Genomic DNA, 17750 nt, shown 5'->3' with positions numbered 1-17750 from the left:
CTCAATTAAATGGCCCTATCGTAATATAAGGTTAGCTAGATTTTTCTGGCTGGCTATTTTCTTATAGGTTTTATTATTACGGTAGTCGGGGTAAAACGTCTGGCCCGCGGGACTTGATCCCGTTTAACAAACGAACTTATGATATTACAAGCAGCTTTAGGGGTTACCGACTAATTTAGTATTTTCTTAGAGGAGGAGATTTCGATAAGAATCCAGTCGTTGGTCTAGATGTTTCTAAAGGTTCAAGCCTTTTGGATAAAAGTCAGCTCTATCGTAAGAGCTTTAGTGTTAAACATACTCTAGATGGTTTTGGAGGTTTATTAGAATTTCTAGAAGAGGTTGAGTCGCAAGCATTCTACAAGAGAAGTTGAAAATGAAGCCATTTTAAAGGATATTCATCTTCTTTACCACAAGTAGAGGATATTTACGGCCATCGACGTACAACGTTGGCAATCAAACGTCTGCGAAAAGAAAGTAATCCAGGGATAGTTAACAAGAAACGTATCTATCGTTTAATGCAACTGAGCGGATTGAAATCTGTTATTCGGCGTAATCGTAAGCCTTATCGTATCACCAGCTCATCATGTGGCAGAGTATTCATTGAATCGGGCATTTACATCAGAAAAGCAAAATGACAAATGGTGTACAGATGTCACAGAGTGTAAGTATGGAAACTGAAAGAAAGCTTATTTAAGCACAATTATCGATTTATAAGATGGTTTAATTGTAAGTTATGTATTGGGTCATTCGAATAATAATTCCCTCGTTTTCAACACAATAAAAAATGCAAATGAATCATTACAGCCAGGCGAGTTGTCAAAAATACATAGTGATCGAGGTTTTCAATATACCTCGAAGGAATTTAAACGAATCGTAAACAAAGCCAATATAACACAAAGAATGTCTTGTGTTGGTCGATGTATTGAAAACGGACTGATTGAAGGATTTTGGGGTACGTTGAAGTTGAAAAGTATTATTTACATAAGTATTATTACTATGAAGCTTTAAACAAGCAATTGATGTCATTTTTATAATCATCACCGTTATCAGAAATGATTAAACGACTTGAGTCCCCTAAAATTCAGGTCTGAAGCCGCTTAATACTATTTTTATTACTTCGAGCACTTCAATTTGAGTATCTGAGCTTTGTAATTATATTTATTCTCTTCTGGTTGCAAGAAAATTTATCACTTTTAAAAATTATTTCTCTTGTATCCACTAACTTTATAAGTTTAGGTTTATTTTCTCCTGTGTCAATTTCAACATACTGATAATTATTAGACACATCTATAACTAGTGCCACATGATACTCTTTATAATTTACATCGTCTAGTTCCAATCCATTATCGGAATCGTAAAATGTATCAATTTCACATATACTAGTCTTTCCATTTTCCCATGTAATTTCTAATTTCGGTTTTGGCGCACTATACTTAAGCAACTTTAAAACCGTATTTTCAATAACCATTTTCCCTACTCCTCCTCCGTTAAGGTTTTGAAGGAACAATATTAGCGCTTGTTTTACTATAGTGTATTAAGTTCAATAATGATTTGTTCAATATCCAAGTAAACACCAATGTTTTTCATTCATTTAACATTGTACAATTACCAGTATGGTTTTGTAATAAATCATCTGCATTTGTTCTAAGTATACTTTTAAAAAGTTGATATTAGATTCCCCCTTCATTTTTGACCATCATCTGAATTATAAATAATTTCTTGTTTGTAATAAATCTAATAACCCATCTGGGACTTGTGTAGATTCCTTATAAAAGAAGTAAACTGGTACACTTGGTAATGGGAACTCTTCAAAAGGAACTATATTAAATCTCCCCTCCATGCGCTCTTTCCTTACAATCATACGAGGTAAAAACGACATCCCTAAACCATCCTTTATTAGCCTTTTCACCACATAGGACTGAGAAATGGATACTTGCTTCGTTAAAACATATTTTTCTCTTAATTTACGTACTAGCTCTCCCCAAATCGTTGGATGGTGGTTCGTAAATAAAGTATACGCTTGAAATAACTCCTCATAATCAATATAAGTGCCTGTTTCATCATCATAGGCATCTAAGGGAATTACTAACTCTAATGGACTATCAATCAGCAGCTCTTGATGCCAATGTCGATAACGTGTTGGTAATAATGAAATACCAATATGAGCTTGATCCTGATTGACTAAATCCTCTATTTTAGCTGAATCCTCTACTAAAATCGATATCTCAAGTGAAGGGTTGTCATTGATAAATTGATAGATAACATGAGGCAGAATCGTTTCAACCATTAACGGGGTCATAGCAATAATGACCTTTTCTTGAATACCTTTACTTGCTAATCGAATACGTTCAATGCTTTGTTCCCACTGTCTAACCATTTGCTGTGCCTCTATTTGAAAGAGCCTTCCAGTGTCTGTTAATTGCACACGATTTTTTTCGCGCTTAAATAATTGTACATGCAGAAATTCTTCTAACTGCTGAATATGAACCGTAATACTTGGTTGAGATAAATGAAGTTGTTCCGCTGCTGTACGAAAATTACTGGTTTGGGCAGCGACGATAAAAGATTGTAACCATTTATATTCCAAAAATCTCACCTCATTGATTAATATTCTTAATTAAATTCATTAAATATATATAATTTACTAAATTATACAATAAGAATAGACTGATGATGAACTAGATTATGTATTTAAAAGGAGAGAATCATATGCCGCACATTAGATTAAGTCGTCAATTTCTGATGTTTGCTCAACAGGAATGTCAAGGCTCAAGCCCGCTGTACGAACATTTAGCAAATAAAATTGCCAATGACGAAGATTTGTTAGACATTGCCTCCTTGATCCCACAGGGTCAGCCTGCGCCCAATTTATTGTTGGCAGCAGTTCATTATCTGTTATCAACATCTAATGATCCTTTGACAAATTATTATGCATCTTTCGCACCTTTCCCACATCCAATACAGGAGGTGTTCCCTATTTTTAAAGCATTTGTACTATCACATACAAATGAATTAACGACATTGTTTCAAGAAAAGCTGGTACAAACAAATGAAATTCGACGCTGTGCGTATCTTTACCCAATGATGACTGAAATCTATGCCAAACATCAACAACCATTAGCTTTTATTGAAATTGGCGCAAGTGCTGGGCTTCAGCTTGGCATGGATCACTACAATTATTGCTACAATCAGCAATTAGTTATTACTAATACGAAAAACGATAGTATGTTATTCTCGGAAAATCGTGGTGAAACTTTGCCTACCTCACTTTCTGAACCTCCTGTTGTTTGTCAAAGAATAGGGATCGATCTAAACCCGATTGATCTTGGAAATAAAGAAGAAAGTCAATGGCTTCAAGCGTTAATTTGGCCTGAACATCATGAACGTAGAATGTTATTCAATCAGGCTCTTCCCATCATCAATCAATTAGATATTCAATTGGTGAAAGGAGATGCAATTCAACTGATTAAAGAGCTCCGTCGAACAATAGAGCAAGAGGCAATGTTAGTGATATACCATACACATGTCGCAAATCAAATACCAATTGAATTACGTCATACATTAATAGAGCAATTAAAAGAAATTAGCATGGAGCGACCTCTCTATCATTGCTATAACAATTTATTTGATACAAAACTTCATCAAGATTTTATAGATCAAGGCACTATAAAATCCATTCGTACAATGGCGCGACCAGATGGTCATGCACGATGGTTTAAATGGTCAAATAGCTAGCCTTGACACAAAAAGAAACGCTGTGTCAGACTACTTCACAGCGTTTCTTCTATTAATCTTTAAAAATCATATTCAGCATCTTTTTTGGCTCGAATTTCTGCAAAAGCATCTGTAACCATCACGGTATCCTCCGCTAACCGTTCTAAACGAAAAAGGACATCATCATTGACAATTTCTTTACGTAAAAAATCCTTTTCTTCTATAAATACATAGGCCGGAACGATGTGCGCTTTCATATAAGCAAGGATCGGCTTTAGTTGCTGTTCCACCATTAAATAATGCTTGGAGGTACCCGCTGTTACAATGACACTGACAACTTTATCGCGGAAGGCATTGACAGGTAAAAGGTCAAAGATATTTTTTAATGTAGCTGGTATAGATGCTTGGAATGTTGGCGTCCCAATAACGATTGCATCTGCAGCCATCAGGGTTTCTGTCACATATTTTGTATCGCCTTCATAGTCAAAGTAATTACGTCCATCACTAAAAACTAGTTGATAGTCAGCAAGATCTAGTAAGATTACTTCATTTTCTGGGTATTTTTCTTGTAACATCTCGACAATTTTTTGCGTAGCTGTTCTTGTTTTTGAGCCGACAATAGAACCCGCAAGTGCGACAATTTTCATAATGAGCCACTCCTTATTTTGCTGTGTGTTTTTTTATCGCTGGAATTATATCATTACCGATGATTTCAATATTTTTCATCAATTTTTCGAAAGGTACGCCACCAAAATCGATTTGTGCCATAAAGCGTTGCATGCCATATAGTTCGTATTGATAAAGTAGTTTTTCAATAATTTGCTCTTTACTGCCCACCATTAAAGCATCACGTGTATCAGGCGCTTGTGCAAATTGTTGCTTTGGATAGCCCCCACCACGAATAGCTTGGAAACCACCGTTTAAATGTGGATACATGCCCTGCAATGCCTCTTTTGTTGTGTCTGCTACATAAAACAAGCTTGTTGTGGCAATAGGTAATTCATTTGGATCAAAGCCTTTGCGCTCTGCCGCTTCGCGATAGGCATCCACAGATGGTTTAAAGTTGATAGCAGGTCCACCTAATGTTGTAAGCATCATCGGAATGCCCATATATCCTGCTTTAATGGCGCTGGCAGGTGGTCCACCCACCGCACGCCATATTGGCAACGAGCCGTTTTTTGGCTGCGGTAAAATTTGTGCATGATGGAGAGGTGCTCTGAATTGCCCTTCCCACGTCACTAGCTCCTCATCATTGATTTTCATAAGAAGCTCTAATTTTTCCTCAAAGATTTCTTCATAATCTTGTAAATCTACACCTAGTAAGTGATAGGCACCGACACGTGAACCACGTCCCGCTACAATTTCTGCTCGACCATCTGATAATAAATCAATTGTGGCAAAATCCTCATATACTCGTACAGGGTCTGAAACACTTAATACGGTTGCGGAGCTAGACAATTTAATAGTCGAAGTGGCTTGTGCAATAGCACCTAACACGACCGTATGTGCCTGTGTTGTAAAATAAGACTGATGACTTTCACCTATGCCGAATACATCAATTCCTGCTTGCTCTGCTAATTGACTTGCTTCAACAAGCTCTTTTAGGCGTTGTTGGGCAGAAATACGCTCGCCCGTTAGTGGATTAGGGATATGATCACCTAAAGAGTACAGTCCGAATTCGAGTCCTTGTGCTTGATCAATACGATATTTTTCCATCATGTGTTATCTCTCCTTATTCTAGCGGTTCTAAAATAGCTTCAATTTCTGAACGTCTCTCTTCTAAAAATGGTGGGAGGTCTAATTCTTTGCCAAGTTCTTCGACTGCTGAATCTACCGTAAACCCTGGCCCATCTGTCGCCATTTCAAATAAAATACCGTTACGATCTCTAAAATAAAGACTTTGGAAATAATAACGATCAACCACACCAGTACTCTCCAATCCTAGCTCCTTAATCTTGGTATCCCATTGCTGTAATTCTTCAACGGTTGCTACACGTAACGCAAGATGGTGAATACTGCCTTTACCAGGTTTTTCGCTTGGTCCTTCTACTTCTTTGACAACAATCTCGCCATGCACTTCCCCTTCTATTGATTGTAGGACCGTTTCTTTGTCCTTTTCTGCCATAACTGTATAGTGAAATAAATCTTGTAATAAATTGACCGTTCTTTGTAAAGATCGCACAGTGATTTCAATCGTTCCCATGCCTAAAATACGATGTTCCTCCGGTATATCATTTCCATCCCATGGTTGCCATTGAGCAGGCGTTTCTTGTCCTTGATGGTTTAACAATACCATCCGTAAACCTTCATGATCTTCAAAAAACAAAGCCTCTTTGCCTGCATAAGTAGTGATATCGCTATGTTCTACTTCTAGCTGTTGAAAGCGTTCTTTCCAATATAGTAGGCTTTCGGAGCTAGGTACAAGTAAGCCTATACGAGTAATAGCATTCGTCCCTCGCACTGTACGCCCTGCAACAGGCATTTCAAAAAATGTTAATTCTGTACCTGCTGCTCCTGTTAAGTCTCCATAAAATAAGTGATACATGGAAGGGGAGTCTTGATTCACCGTTTTTTTCACACGTCGTAACCCTAAAATGGTAGTGTAGAAGTGATTATTCTGTTTACCATTTTTCGTTAACATAGATACATGATGGTGTCCGCTTAATTTGTTCATTAATTGTTCCTCCTCATTATTTTCACTTGACTAGGCAAGTGATTTTACAAAAAAAATTACACAGGCGGCAATTTTTTTTCTCGGCTATGTTTTTCAAGCTTTGTCATCGCAATATATAAAGATTTAATTTCCTCAGCTGTTAATACTTCTTCAAAAAATGAAGACTGGAAGTGAAGTTGACTAGGTGTTGCTGCATCAATCATTTGCTCCCCTTTTGATGTCAATGAGATGGTTTTCGTCTTCCAATTTTGTTTACGCTCGATTAGTCCCTCTTTTTCCAGTCGGGCAAGCATGCGGGACATGCCACCTTGTGTTACAGTTACTTTTTCTGCTAATTGAGACTGTGTAATCGGGGCATATGTTTTGATCTGGATTAACACATCAAATTGTGCTGTCGTTAAGTCGAAACGTTTTAAAAATTCATTCGATAACTGATTACTTTGCGCTGTAAAGCGCATCATCCGAATCCATGTTAAGGTGCCTAGTGTATGATTTCTCATGACTTCACCCTCCCTTCAGTTATCACTTTACCATGCAAGTGATACTTCCGCAAGAAAAATATCTTGAATTCGAGATATTTTTCTAACATAGGGGGACTCCCTATATGATGCCAGGTGTTGTAACAGGATATAAATTGCCCTTAAGAGCAAAAGAAATTCTACCCGTTTCTTCTGATACAACCATTACAAGTGCATCACTTAGCTCACTCAATCCCAGCGCTGCACGATGTCTTGTTCCTAATTTCTTTTCCCCTGTATACCGCTCTGACAATGGCAGTACATTGGCAGCTGACTCAATTTGATTTTGATAGACAAGTACCGCTCCATCATGAAGTGGATTACCAGGGAAGAAAATCGATTCTAATAAAGAATGGGTTAAATCCGCACCAATATGAATACCAGGCTGAATTAGATTCTCTAAAGAATCCTGTCTTTGAATAACAATTAAACCACCATGCCTTCTCAAAGACATATTTTGCACACTGTGTGATAGCTCTGGATACTTTTCAGTAAACGGAGAAAGATAACAATTTAAATAGAACGTTGCAGCTTTCATTTCAATTGTCATAAACTTCTCTTTAATTTTCTCAAAATTACCGAGGAGACAATTTGCATCTGTATCCATTTCCTGCACACTCTGTTGTAAGGACATGATCACTTCGAGAAGCTCATCTTTTAAAGTTTCTTTCATTGGTGAAAAATCACAATTTGTTGGATCCATATGATATACACACCTCTTCATTTCATCACTGTTTACGATAGTTTTTCTTTCTATATGTTTTTTATTCTCTTTTAAGTAAAACGACCTCCTACTATGTTGAATAGGAAGTCGTTAATATCCTTACATATGTCCTGCACGGATTTTCTTTACGATGCTGAAAGTCGTGTAGGCAGCAGCGGGTGCTAACACGACAATAAAAATAATCCACACAGTTAAATTATTTGTTGCTTTTAATGTTTCATAATTTGTCATGACAAAAATAATTAGACCAAATAATAGTAAATAGCTCAGCACATTTGGAAAAATGACGATTAATCGCAATAATGCTGGCGGCATCTTTTGTTGATTCATTTAAACCACACCCCTTTTTTCAATTATACGGGAATCTAGTGATTTATCGTACTATATTTTTCCTTTTATACTTTATATTTGCCTGCTGATAGTTGGAGGTTTTCCGCTGTTGTATTCAATTGGTCGATAAATGCGGTCATGCTCTCCATATTTTCCGCTTGATGTTTAGCCTTTTGAGCAACGGCATCAACACTTTGCGATGTCTGCTTAGCCAAGAGCGAAACATCTTCCATGGTAGCTGTTACTTCCTCTGTACTAGCAGCAATTTCCTCAGTGGAGCTTGATACTAAATCCACTTGTGTTGCTAAGACCTGTACATTATTATGAATTCCTTCAAACGATTGCTGTGCTTCTTGTACGATTGCACGTCCTGCATGTAAGACATCTGCTGTCGCTTGGATGGTTGCTACAATATTGGCTGTTTCCTTTTGGACATTCATCACCACCTGGGTGATTCTATCCGCCGCACTCTTAGAATCTTCAGCTAATTTACGAACTTCTTCAGCTACAACGGCAAAGCCTTTACCCGCTTCACCAGCACGCGCCGCTTCAATAGATGCATTTAATGCCAGTAAATTCGTTTGATCAGAAATTCCTGTAATCACATTGGTAAATTCCCCAATCATTGTAGATAGTTTTTTAAGCTCCTGAGTTCCAATCACCGCAAAATTCGTTTTCTCATGAATAGTCACCAGTTGCTTTTGTAAGGACTGCATAATTTGTAATCCATTATCTGCGTTTTCCTCGGTATTACGCGAAATACTAGAAATTTCTGCTATGGATTCCGAAATATATTGAATGCTGCGTGCCAATTCCTCCATTGAATGCGCACTGTCTGCCGTATTATTCTGTTGTGCAAAGGAGGCCTGCGCTACCTGACTAGATTCGCCTTGGATAATTGCGGCTGATTCAAGTGTTTCATGAGCATTTTCTTGAATGGTATAGGTAGCTTCTTTTATTTGATTGGCCCCTTGCTTGATTTCACACATAATTTGTTGGAAATTATCCATCATCCCATTAAATGATGTCACTAATTGGCCAATCTCATCTTTTGCAAGGATTGGAATACGCTTGGTTAAATCTGCTTCACCTTTACTAATTTCCTCTAAGGAATTGCGCACACTTAAAATACGCGATACTTGCTTCGAAATAGACAGGCCCGTAGTGAAGAAAATCACACAGACAACAATCAATGAAGCTACAATTGTGCCTACCAAAATTTGTGAGAGAATAGCATTGGATACAATAATAGCTAAGTATGTACCGTTTGATAATGGCTTTACATATTGCGTGACACGAGTACCATCGTAGCGCCCTGAAAATTCAGTTGACTTTTGTGCTGAAAATTGGGCTGGCTCAAAACCAATATCCGCTAAATTTTGTTTTGCTGTAGCGGCAATGGTTTGACCTTTTTCATCTACAATAGCGGCGAATAATACGGTTGAGGATAAATAGTTGTCCAGTTGATCGATATAGGATTCACTGCCGATACTTGCTTCTAAATCTAGTAGCTGCTGTCCATGGCGAGCCACCTGTACAATTTGTGGAGTTGCTGGATTCCAGCTACCTACCCCGACAAATTTGAAAAATTGATCATCGACATCGCGAATTTGTGCTTTTTGGACAATTTCTTTCGCTCTTCCATCTAAGAGTTGCATATATTCGGCAGCTTGTCCGTTTGGATCAGCGCCAAAGTTAAAATCAACAGTTGGAGCTACTGATGTCACCGTTGTATTCCCTTTATCATCTGTACTCCAAATCTCATCGATGCCACCACGCTCAGCAATGGCCTTTAAATCCTCATATGTAGCACCTTTGTCAATGATGTAAGAAGCCATTACAGATTCGGCAATCATTTCTTTTTCCATAATTTCTTCTGCTTTTTCTCTAGATTGAATCGCTCCTTCCAATCCCATGACTATGGAGTTGGCGATTGCTTCTCCATTGCTTTTTTCACTTTTATATGTAGCTTGATAAACATAAATAGAAAATGCCGCTATAATGAACACCACAATGCCCATAATCTCCAGAAGCATTTTCCATTTCATTGACTTTCTCATGATGAGATCCCCCTAAAAATTACGATTATTTCCACTTCATCATACAATATCACTTCCATATATTTCATTAACAATTTATTAAATATAAAATAATAAGTTTTGAAGAAGTTCAAATTGTCATTAATTTGTAAAAATTTCGAAATAGATAAGCATGGAGGATAAAACTAACTATTTTGTACTAGTAGAAGCATGCAAAAAAGCATAATTCTCATGATTAAACAGTAATATTTAAACAAAATTATCTCCACATCTTTAGGACTATAAACTAAAAACATCTATTAAAGGAATCTCCCCTAATAGATGTTTTCCATTTAATAATTATATCAGAATAATTTATTGTGTTGCCATGTATAAACGGCTTGATCAGCTGTTAGGAATGTATTCGGAAAAATCCCCTGTGCTTCAGCTAAAAATTGAGGTAAGTCGTATGGAAGAAAACGTGCGCTTAAATGATTTAATAATAAATAGTGTGCACCAGCTTGCTGTGCGACTTTTGCAGCCTCCACATTTGTTGCATGACCGTAGCTTGCTGCTAAATCTGTTGTTGTACCATCAAAAGTTGCTTCATGCACAATGATATCAGCACCCATTGATAATTGGATTGCTTCTTCACAATATTTTGTATCGCCTAAGACCGACAATGTAAAGCCCTTTTTGGCTGGTGCCACCACGTCTTTCGCATGTACCACATCACCATTTTCAAGTACAATATCGTGGCCATCTTTTAATTGCCCTAATAAAGGTCCCTTTGGAACACCAAGTGCCTGTGCTTTGTCAATTAATAATTCACCTGGTAAATCCTTTTGTTCAATACGATACCCATAGCAAGGTACAACATGGCGTAATTCCTTAGCATGAATTGTAAAATGAGCATCCTCAAAAATAATGCCTTCTTGTACCTCTACAAAGCGTAAAGGATATGTTAAATGGGTTTTTGATAGGGCCAATGTTTGTTCAATCCACTGCTGTAAGCCAGATGGCCCGAAGATCGTTAGCGGCTCATCCCCACCTTGAAAGGAACGCGAGCTTAAAAAGCCTGGAAGTCCAAAAATATGATCTCCATGTAAATGTGTAATAAAAATTTTCGTTACTTTCCGTGGCTTTAACGACGTATGAAGGATTTGATGCTGTGTCGCCTCCCCACAGTCAAATAGCCACATTTCACTCACTTCATCTAATAGCTTTACCATCAGAGCACTTGTATTTCGTTCTTTTGAAGGCATGCCTGCGCCTGTCCCTAGAAAATGTAGCTGCAACATATGCCACCTCACTTCTTCTTTATATCGTTTTATTGTACCTTATCCATTCCCATAAGAAAAACCTTTGGTGTACAGTTTCTCCAAAGGTTTCTTGATTATTTTGGTTGCCATGAAACAAGCGCCGCATGGAAATCATGACGATAATAATAACGTCCATCCTTTTCTTCGATAAAAGGTAGTAGTGATTCCTCTACATGGGCTCGCTGGAAATTCGTCGTTAATATTTTTTTACTCTGCGTTGTCACAAGCTGCTCATAGCTTTCATATTCGTAGACACGTTCGAGCGGGATAATCTGACAATCCGCGTAGATATCCATTTCATAGAGGAGATTCAAAAACTCGATATAATCTCTGCGGGGAAATTTAATGTCATAACCATACTTTTCATATAACTGTTCATAGTGTGGCTGAATGGGCCCTGTCGTCATCCCAATGATGGCACGTTTCCTCGCCAGCCGATTCATGTGATATAAAGCTGCTTTAATTTCATACATTCGGTAAAAACAATTCACGCCCAAGACGATATCATGTGGTTCAATCTCATCTTGCTCTAAACTTTCCCACTTTGCATGAATATAGGAAACGTGCTTCTCCTGCGGCATACATTGTTGTAAGTAATGCAAAATGCTTTCAGAGCTATCCACACATGTGAGCTTGCTTACTTTATCAGCTAATGGAAATGTATAATTGCCCCACCCCGGACCAATTTCTAATACAGAATGCTGAGGTTCAATCTTTTTTTGAAGCTCCTGAAAAATCAATGCAGCATAAGGATCTGTTTGTCCCACTTTTTTACGTGCCACGGATTGCGCCCAAAATTGCTCCTCTAGCTGATCATTCACCATTCGTTCAGGCATATTGCCATGCCAGTCCTTCATGCCTTCCTGCCATAATGCCTCATAGTTAATGGCTAACGGTCCTTTTCTCGTCATATAGATACCTCTAAAGATAATATTTCATATATTTTTTTCATATCAAGATTTGCTCGAACGTGGTCGGCTAACATATTATAGGCATCTTCTCTTCGTTCCGCGTCACTTTTCACATCACTTGGTAAAGCTGTTAGCCCTTTTTTCACTCGTATTTCATTGACGAGTTGACGGGTAAAGGTACGATTATGGAACAAGCCGTGGAAATACGTGCCAATCACTTGCTCATCTTGACTAACCGCACCATCTTCTCTTCCATCCTCTAACAGTAAAAACGGTGATACCGCATCACGTAAAATTTTCGTACGCCCTAGATGGATTTCATAGCCTGTCAATGTGTCCTGCCCTCTTACGCCTGTCATTTGCACCGTTTTTTTATTGCCTACAAAAGTGGTTTCCATCGGTAATAGCCCAAGACCATCTGCAGATTCACCATTCCCCTCCACTGCTTCTGGATCAAGTAATGTTTCACCAAGCATTTGGAAACCGCCACAAATGCCAATAATTTTAGTACCGCACGCACGTAAATGTGTGATGGCTTGATCGAAACCCTGTGCTTTTAGCCAAGCTAAATCATCCATTGTACTTTTCGTTCCTGGCAGAATGAGTAAATCTGGTGTACCTAGTTCATTGACATGACCAATTAAACGGACACCCACCTCTGGCTCATCGAAAAATGGATCAATATCGGTGAAGTTTGAAATACGTGGTAAACGAATCATGGCTACATCTACAGCAAATTCGCCTAGCTTTGGTTTTTTAAAACGTAGTGACGATAATGCAAGTGAATCCTCTGCTTCAATATTGACATCGACATAAGGAATCACACCAAGTACCGGAATACCCGTTTCGCGCTCCACCCATGCCAAACCATCATCCAGTAATTCACGCATGCCTCTAAACTTATTGATAATTAATCCCTTCACACGTGCTCGTTCTTCCTCATCTAACAATGCCAGTGTACCAACAATCGAGGCAAAGACCCCGCCACGATCAATATCAGCAACAAGGACTACCGCTGCATCTGCTAAGTGAGCCATTCGCATATTAGCAATATCGCGATCCTTTAAGTTAATTTCTGCTGGGCTACCAGCGCCCTCTAGGACAATGACATCATATGTATGTTGTAGCGTGCGTACTGATTTTTCTACAATTGGCATCGCTTCTTGCACAAAATTATTGCGGTAGCTTTTGGCATCCATATTTAAAAAATGCTTACCATGAACGATAACCTCTGACATCATATCTTGCTTCGGTTTCAGCAAGATAGGGTTCATATCCGTCGTTGCAACAACACGAGCTGCCTCTGCCTGTACCCCTTGTGCGCGGCCGATTTCACCGCCATCCTTTGTAACAAATGAATTAAGAGCCATATTTTGTGATTTAAATGGGACTACCTTCAGTCCATCATCTGAAAATATACGACATAGTGCAGTACAAATCATACTTTTTCCAACATCGGAAGCTGTTCCTTGAATCATGATTGATTTTGCTGGCATAGTCACTCTCCTCTGTAAGTATTCTAAGGCGAAGCGCAAGTAATTCCCTGCGTTCCGCGGGTATTCTATGGCGAAGCGCGGGTATTTACCTTCGCTCCGCGGGTATTTTTCATCCAGCAATTGTAAAGGGCTTTAAAATTCGAGCCCTTTCACCGCTGGAATCCCTTCATCATAATAATGCTTTGTCGCCTCAATGGTTGACACTAAATCAGCCATTGCTAGTAAGGCCGGATTCGCACTTCGTCCTGTGACAACCAAATGCATTGTTGAAGGGCGCTGTTGGATTGCCTCGATGACTTCTGCTAGAGGAAGGACATCATCGATTGGAAACTTGGTGATCGCTAGAGCATTGTTCAGTTCATCTAAGACCAATAAATCAATGCTGTCATCCTGTAGAGCTGCCTTCGTTTTTTTCCAAGCCTTGGCTAATGCAGCACGATGCTCCTCAGGTGTTTTTGTCCATGTAAAACCTATGCCCATCTGTTCCATTTCTACGCCTAGCTTACGAAGGGCAATTTGCTCTCCATAAGTACGTTCTGGGGATTTGATAAACTGCAGATAACGCACATTTAAGCCTCGACCAACTGCACGCAATGTAACACCAAGAGATGCTGTCGTTTTGCCCTTACCTTCACCTGTATATACTAAAAACAAGCCTTTTCTTGCCATGCTGATAGCCTCCTTACAGCCATGTTGTCTTTTCTGCAAACGGCGTTCGTTTCTTGTCGGTTTGTTCTTGCTCCTGTGGGTAGCCAATAAATATTGTACCGACTACTTTTTGAGCGTCGCTTGCACCAATAAACGTATGCATACGAGGATCATGTACGAGGCCAACACCACGTGTACGCCAAACAAAGCCAAGACCTAGCTCCTCTGCTGTCAACCACATAGACATAATGGCACTACATACAGCAAAGACATTATCTTCTGTCGCATCTGTGTCCCCCTCTACTATGTCAGCTGTCACCACAATGGCTACAGGGGTTGTTTGTACAACCTTTAATGAACTTTCCACTAAATTTGGCTTCGTGGGAAAGCGTTCTTGTAAATATGCACTTGCCATTTCTTCATAACGCTTCATGGCTTCATCTTGAACGACATAAAAATGCCAGGGCTCACGCATCCGGTCATTTGGTGCATAGGTTGCTGCCTGTAAAATTTGCTCAATTTTTTCTTTCTCTACTGGTTGTGTCGTGTAATTACGAATTGCTCGACGTTTTTTTAATGCTTCAATGACAGTCATAGTGCTTCCTCCTTGTGCGCTTATAAGAAATGATTATGAAAAGGTAAGACCTTGCTCTTCAAACCATTGAATTTTTTCCCGTACCTTGACAACCTCGCCAACAACAATCATAGAAGGGTTATGGTACCCTTCACGCTCAATGATGCTGGCTATCTCATCTAGCGGCCCTGTAATCGTGCGTTGCTGAGCAGTTGTTCCCCACTCAATGACCGCTACTGGCGTTGTTGCCTTCCGTCCATTTTCGATTAATTTTCGAGCAATGTAGGCAATATTACCAACGCTCATATAAAAGGCAACGGTATCTATACCCGTAGCCAATGCGGGCCAATTTAAAAAATCTTGTCCTTTTTCTTCACGACCATGTCCAGTTACAAGGGCAAAGCTTGTCGCGAAGTCTCTATGTGTAACTGGAATTCCTGCGTATGCAGGAGCTGCAATTCCTGCTGTAATCCCCGGTACGATTTCATAGGCAATGCCATGATTTTTTACTATTTCAGCTTCCTCAGCGCCACGTCCAAAAACAAAGGGATCGCCACCTTTTAGGCGTGTAACAATTTTACCTTCTTGTGCTTTTTCAACGAGTAATGCATTTATTTCCTCTTGAATGAGATGATGCTTCCCAGGTAATTTGCCACAATAAACGAGCTCAGCATCCTTTTTTGCAAAATCAAGCAATTTAGGATTTACAAGACGGTCATAAGCAATTACATCAGCCTTTTGAATACATTCCAGTCCATACACAGTAATGAGCTTCGGATCGCCAGGACCTGCTCCCACGATATATACGATTCCATCCTTCATTGCGTTGCTCCCATCAATAGTTGTTGTAAATATGCTTCTCGTCGATCGATCTCACCCTGACGTGTCCATTCAAGGATGTTTGGCTCTAGCAATGCTTGTAATGCCGCACGTCTTTGTGGACCTTTATCATACTTAGCAGCAATCATTAATCGAGCTTGCTGTAAAAAGCATACATAGTCATCATAAGCATCATCGAATTGCTCTTCTAAATCTGCTTTAATCTTGCGGGCTAGACTTGGGCTTGCTCCCGATGTCGAAACAGTGACCACCAATGGACCACGGCGAACAGTAGCAGGCGTAATAAAATCACTTTCACTTTGTTTATCTGTTCGGTTGATTAATTGCCAATGCTGTGCTGCTTCTTGAACGGCTTCGTTAACTGCTGTCACATTCGTTGCAGCGATAATGAGAATGGCGTCATCTAAATCACGAGGTTCAAATTCCTTTTGCTTCCAAGTAATTTGCCCTGACTCAGCAAATGACTGTAATGTGTCATGTAAGGTTGGACTAACAATGACGATGTTTGCCTTTGCTGGTAACAGGGTTGCTACCTTCTGCGTTGCCACGTGACCGCCGCCTACAATCACTACTGTTTTATATTCTAGATTGATATGAATAGGAAAATAATTAGTCATTACTTTTCACCTTCTTACAAGCTGTTAACCAATTGTCAACTAGCTTTGGGTTTGATACAAAATGGAAATGAGTATAGCCAGCCACTAAATTTCCTTCTTGATAGCCTTCTTTCTTTTTGCCAAAACGACCAATCGTTTCATAGGCTGCTGTATTGTGAGAACCACTATATTTGGAATAATGGAACTCATGGCCCTTCGCTTGTTCCTCAGCGCCAATTAAGAAATTATCAGCTGTGCCAAAAATTTCACGATAACCAAGTGCTGCTAGTTTTGTTTGCATCGCCACTTCTCCAGGAATTACCCCTACCATGTCATAGCGGTCGCCATGGCTATTTGTAATGGCCTCTGTTAAATACATAAAGCCTCCACATTCAGCTAATGTTGGAAGACCTTTCGCAATGACTTGACGAATAGAGTCTTTAACGACTGTATTTGTAGCAAGTGACTCTGCAAATTCCTCAGGAAAGCCACCACCAATATACAAGCCATCAGCTTCAGCTGGTACAGGCTCATTCGCAAGCGGTGAGAAAAACTGTAGTGTCGCACCTTTCGCACGTAACAAAGCCAAGTTTTCTTCATAATAAAAATTAAAAGCTGCATCTCTTGCAACCGCTATACAAATATTTCGTGAAGGCTCCTCCCTAAATAAATGGCCTGATTCTTGCAAGATAGGAGCCTTTGTTAAATGTATTAATTGGTCCAAATCAATTGTTTCTGCCATCAGGTTCCCTAGTTTATCAAAAAATGAATCTAGCTCTCCTCTTTCAATAGCAGGTACTAACCCTAAATGACGACTCGGGATACCAATCCCTTCCTCACGCTTTAAGTAGCCAATAACAGGAATGCCGCATTCTTGTTCAATAGCTGCCTTCGCAATTTCGTAATGACCAACACTACCAACCTGGTTCGCAATAACACCAACGATATTCGGCTTATCTGATAGTAATTGGAAGCCTTTCACAACTGCTGCTACGCTACGTGCCATGCTAGCGCAATTGACGATTAAAATAACAGGGCTCTCTGTCACTACGCTAATATCAGCAGCAGACCCAGCATCAGATAAAGGGCTTTTACCGTCATAAAAGCCCATCACACCTTCAATAATGGACACATCTGCATCTATACTTGCACGTGCCACAATATCACGTACTGCTTCGTGTGAAAACATCCAGCTATCAATATTACGTGATACTCTGCCCGTTACAGCTGTATGATAGGTTGGATCGATATAATCAGGACCGCATTTAAAGCCCTGCACCACGTTTCCTTTGTTTTGTAGTGCCTTCATCAGTCCAATGGTAAAAGTAGTTTTGCCTACCCCACTACCCGTACCAGCTAGTACAAAGCGATTTGTTTGCATGGAC

The 17750-nt window shown here is 39.4% G+C and carries 20 protein-coding genes; 3 read left to right on the top strand and 17 right to left on the bottom strand.

The features are described from left to right. Window positions 1–422: 422 nt before the first annotated feature. Both HCH28_RS25400 and HCH28_RS25395 read left to right on the top strand, forming a co-directional pair. Window positions 423–635, top strand: a complete 213-nt coding sequence (locus HCH28_RS25400) for an IS3 family transposase (RefSeq protein ID WP_369354207.1) — start codon at window positions 423–425, stop codon at window positions 633–635. Between the two features lie 88 nt (window positions 636–723). Beyond that, window positions 724–1008, top strand: coding sequence for a DDE-type integrase/transposase/recombinase (locus tag HCH28_RS25395; protein WP_369354206.1), 285 nt, complete (start codon window positions 724–726; stop codon window positions 1006–1008). A 118-nt stretch (window positions 1009–1126) separates the two neighbouring features. On the opposite strand, the gene HCH28_RS06110 is transcribed toward HCH28_RS25395, so the two are convergent. Continuing rightward, the gene (locus HCH28_RS06110) at window positions 1127–1468 is read right to left on the bottom strand and encodes a hypothetical protein (protein WP_221680231.1); all 342 of its coding nucleotides are present in this window, start codon (window positions 1466–1468) and stop codon (window positions 1127–1129) included. Window positions 1469–1705: 237 nt separating this feature from the next. After that, on the bottom strand, window positions 1706–2587 hold the full coding sequence (locus HCH28_RS06105) for a LysR family transcriptional regulator (protein WP_221680230.1): 882 nt from the start codon (window positions 2585–2587) through the stop codon (window positions 1706–1708). 122 nt (window positions 2588–2709) lie between these two features. Between HCH28_RS06105 and HCH28_RS06100 the strand changes: the two genes are divergently transcribed. Further along, complete coding sequence (locus HCH28_RS06100; protein WP_221680229.1) at window positions 2710–3735, top strand: DUF2332 domain-containing protein; 1026 nt, start codon at window positions 2710–2712, stop codon at window positions 3733–3735. A 59-nt stretch (window positions 3736–3794) separates the two neighbouring features. Here HCH28_RS06100 and HCH28_RS06095 read toward each other — a convergent pair whose 3' ends face one another. The 15 genes from HCH28_RS06095 to HCH28_RS06025 form a co-directional block, all read right to left on the bottom strand. Further along, entirely contained in the window at window positions 3795–4361 is a 567-nt protein-coding gene (locus HCH28_RS06095) for an NADPH-dependent FMN reductase (protein WP_221680228.1), read from the bottom strand. A gap of 13 nt (window positions 4362–4374) precedes the next feature. Next, window positions 4375–5430: an LLM class flavin-dependent oxidoreductase gene (locus HCH28_RS06090; RefSeq protein ID WP_036218710.1), complete on the bottom strand. Its 1056-nt coding sequence runs from the start codon at window positions 5428–5430 to the stop codon at window positions 4375–4377. A gap of 16 nt (window positions 5431–5446) precedes the next feature. Next, complete coding sequence (locus HCH28_RS06085; RefSeq protein WP_221680227.1) at window positions 5447–6388, bottom strand: ring-cleaving dioxygenase; 942 nt, start codon at window positions 6386–6388, stop codon at window positions 5447–5449. Window positions 6389–6444: 56 nt separating this feature from the next. Beyond that, on the bottom strand, window positions 6445–6888 hold the full coding sequence (locus HCH28_RS06080) for a MarR family winged helix-turn-helix transcriptional regulator (RefSeq protein ID WP_221680226.1): 444 nt from the start codon (window positions 6886–6888) through the stop codon (window positions 6445–6447). Window positions 6889–6988: 100 nt separating this feature from the next. Further along, window positions 6989–7609: a sporulation-specific diadenylate cyclase CdaS gene (gene cdaS / locus HCH28_RS06075; protein ID WP_004231336.1), complete on the bottom strand. Its 621-nt coding sequence runs from the start codon at window positions 7607–7609 to the stop codon at window positions 6989–6991. 120 nt (window positions 7610–7729) lie between these two features. Further along, a complete protein-coding gene (locus HCH28_RS06070) occupies window positions 7730–7960 on the bottom strand; it encodes a hypothetical protein (RefSeq protein WP_009370265.1) in 231 nt (76 codons plus the stop codon). A 65-nt stretch (window positions 7961–8025) separates the two neighbouring features. Beyond that, a complete protein-coding gene (locus HCH28_RS06065) occupies window positions 8026–10020 on the bottom strand; it encodes a methyl-accepting chemotaxis protein (RefSeq protein ID WP_221680225.1) in 1995 nt (664 codons plus the stop codon). A gap of 323 nt (window positions 10021–10343) precedes the next feature. Continuing rightward, the gene (gene rnz, locus HCH28_RS06060) at window positions 10344–11276 is read right to left on the bottom strand and encodes a ribonuclease Z (protein ID WP_221680224.1); all 933 of its coding nucleotides are present in this window, start codon (window positions 11274–11276) and stop codon (window positions 10344–10346) included. 98 nt (window positions 11277–11374) lie between these two features. Continuing rightward, a complete protein-coding gene (locus tag HCH28_RS06055; protein WP_221680223.1) occupies window positions 11375–12211 on the bottom strand; it encodes a class I SAM-dependent methyltransferase in 837 nt (278 codons plus the stop codon). Further along, window positions 12208–13707 carry a cobyric acid synthase gene (locus HCH28_RS06050; protein WP_221680222.1) on the bottom strand — a complete coding sequence of 500 codons (1500 nt, stop codon included), beginning with the start codon at window positions 13705–13707 and terminating at the stop codon, window positions 12208–12210. Before HCH28_RS06050 ends, HCH28_RS06055 begins: the two co-directional genes overlap by 4 nt. A gap of 132 nt (window positions 13708–13839) precedes the next feature. Next, on the bottom strand, window positions 13840–14376 hold the full coding sequence (locus tag HCH28_RS06045; RefSeq protein WP_009370255.1) for a cob(I)yrinic acid a,c-diamide adenosyltransferase: 537 nt from the start codon (window positions 14374–14376) through the stop codon (window positions 13840–13842). Between the two features lie 13 nt (window positions 14377–14389). Continuing rightward, complete coding sequence (locus HCH28_RS06040; RefSeq protein ID WP_221680221.1) at window positions 14390–14950, bottom strand: nitroreductase family protein; 561 nt, start codon at window positions 14948–14950, stop codon at window positions 14390–14392. Between the two features lie 33 nt (window positions 14951–14983). Continuing rightward, on the bottom strand, window positions 14984–15751 hold the full coding sequence (gene cobA, locus HCH28_RS06035; RefSeq protein ID WP_221680220.1) for a uroporphyrinogen-III C-methyltransferase: 768 nt from the start codon (window positions 15749–15751) through the stop codon (window positions 14984–14986). Continuing rightward, a complete protein-coding gene (locus HCH28_RS06030) occupies window positions 15748–16386 on the bottom strand; it encodes a precorrin-2 dehydrogenase/sirohydrochlorin ferrochelatase family protein (protein WP_221680219.1) in 639 nt (212 codons plus the stop codon). The genes cobA and HCH28_RS06030 overlap by 4 nt, the downstream gene beginning before the upstream one ends. Further along, entirely contained in the window at window positions 16379–17746 is a 1368-nt protein-coding gene (locus tag HCH28_RS06025) for a cobyrinic acid a,c-diamide synthase CobB (RefSeq protein WP_221680218.1), read from the bottom strand. The genes HCH28_RS06030 and HCH28_RS06025 overlap by 8 nt, the downstream gene beginning before the upstream one ends. Window positions 17747–17750 lie beyond the last annotated feature (4 nt).

Origin of the sequence: Lysinibacillus sp. K60 (assembly GCF_019731275.1) — a bacterium.
Lineage (GTDB): Bacteria > Bacillota > Bacilli > Bacillales_A > Planococcaceae > Lysinibacillus > Lysinibacillus capsici.
This window is presented reverse-complemented; position numbering and strand designations above follow the sequence as displayed.

What these genes read in the sequence shown, in the direction of transcription:
- HCH28_RS06110 (WP_221680231.1), bottom strand. Translation starts at nt 1,468, where the DNA reads ATGGTTATTGAAAATACGGTTTTAAAGTTGCTTAAGTATAGTGCGCCA.
- HCH28_RS06100 (WP_221680229.1), top strand. Translation starts at nt 2,710, where the DNA reads ATGCCGCACATTAGATTAAGTCGTCAATTTCTGATGTTTGCTCAACAG.
- HCH28_RS06095 (WP_221680228.1), bottom strand. Translation starts at nt 4,361, where the DNA reads ATGAAAATTGTCGCACTTGCGGGTTCTATTGTCGGCTCAAAAACAAGA.
- HCH28_RS06090 (WP_036218710.1), bottom strand. Translation starts at nt 5,430, where the DNA reads ATGGAAAAATATCGTATTGATCAAGCACAAGGACTCGAATTCGGACTG.
- HCH28_RS06085 (WP_221680227.1), bottom strand. Translation starts at nt 6,388, where the DNA reads ATGAACAAATTAAGCGGACACCATCATGTATCTATGTTAACGAAAAAT.
- HCH28_RS06080 (WP_221680226.1), bottom strand. Translation starts at nt 6,888, where the DNA reads ATGAGAAATCATACACTAGGCACCTTAACATGGATTCGGATGATGCGC.
- cdaS (WP_004231336.1), bottom strand. Translation starts at nt 7,609, where the DNA reads ATGGATCCAACAAATTGTGATTTTTCACCAATGAAAGAAACTTTAAAA.
- HCH28_RS06070 (WP_009370265.1), bottom strand. Translation starts at nt 7,960, where the DNA reads ATGAATCAACAAAAGATGCCGCCAGCATTATTGCGATTAATCGTCATT.
- HCH28_RS06065 (WP_221680225.1), bottom strand. Translation starts at nt 10,020, where the DNA reads ATGAGAAAGTCAATGAAATGGAAAATGCTTCTGGAGATTATGGGCATT.
- HCH28_RS06055 (WP_221680223.1), bottom strand. Translation starts at nt 12,211, where the DNA reads ATGACGAGAAAAGGACCGTTAGCCATTAACTATGAGGCATTATGGCAG.
- HCH28_RS06050 (WP_221680222.1), bottom strand. Translation starts at nt 13,707, where the DNA reads ATGCCAGCAAAATCAATCATGATTCAAGGAACAGCTTCCGATGTTGGA.
- HCH28_RS06045 (WP_009370255.1), bottom strand. Translation starts at nt 14,376, where the DNA reads ATGGCAAGAAAAGGCTTGTTTTTAGTATATACAGGTGAAGGTAAGGGC.
- HCH28_RS06040 (WP_221680221.1), bottom strand. Translation starts at nt 14,950, where the DNA reads ATGACTGTCATTGAAGCATTAAAAAAACGTCGAGCAATTCGTAATTAC.
- cobA (WP_221680220.1), bottom strand. Translation starts at nt 15,751, where the DNA reads ATGAAGGATGGAATCGTATATATCGTGGGAGCAGGTCCTGGCGATCCG.
- HCH28_RS06030 (WP_221680219.1), bottom strand. Translation starts at nt 16,386, where the DNA reads ATGACTAATTATTTTCCTATTCATATCAATCTAGAATATAAAACAGTA.
- HCH28_RS06025 (WP_221680218.1), bottom strand. Translation starts at nt 17,746, where the DNA reads ATGCAAACAAATCGCTTTGTACTAGCTGGTACGGGTAGTGGGGTAGGC.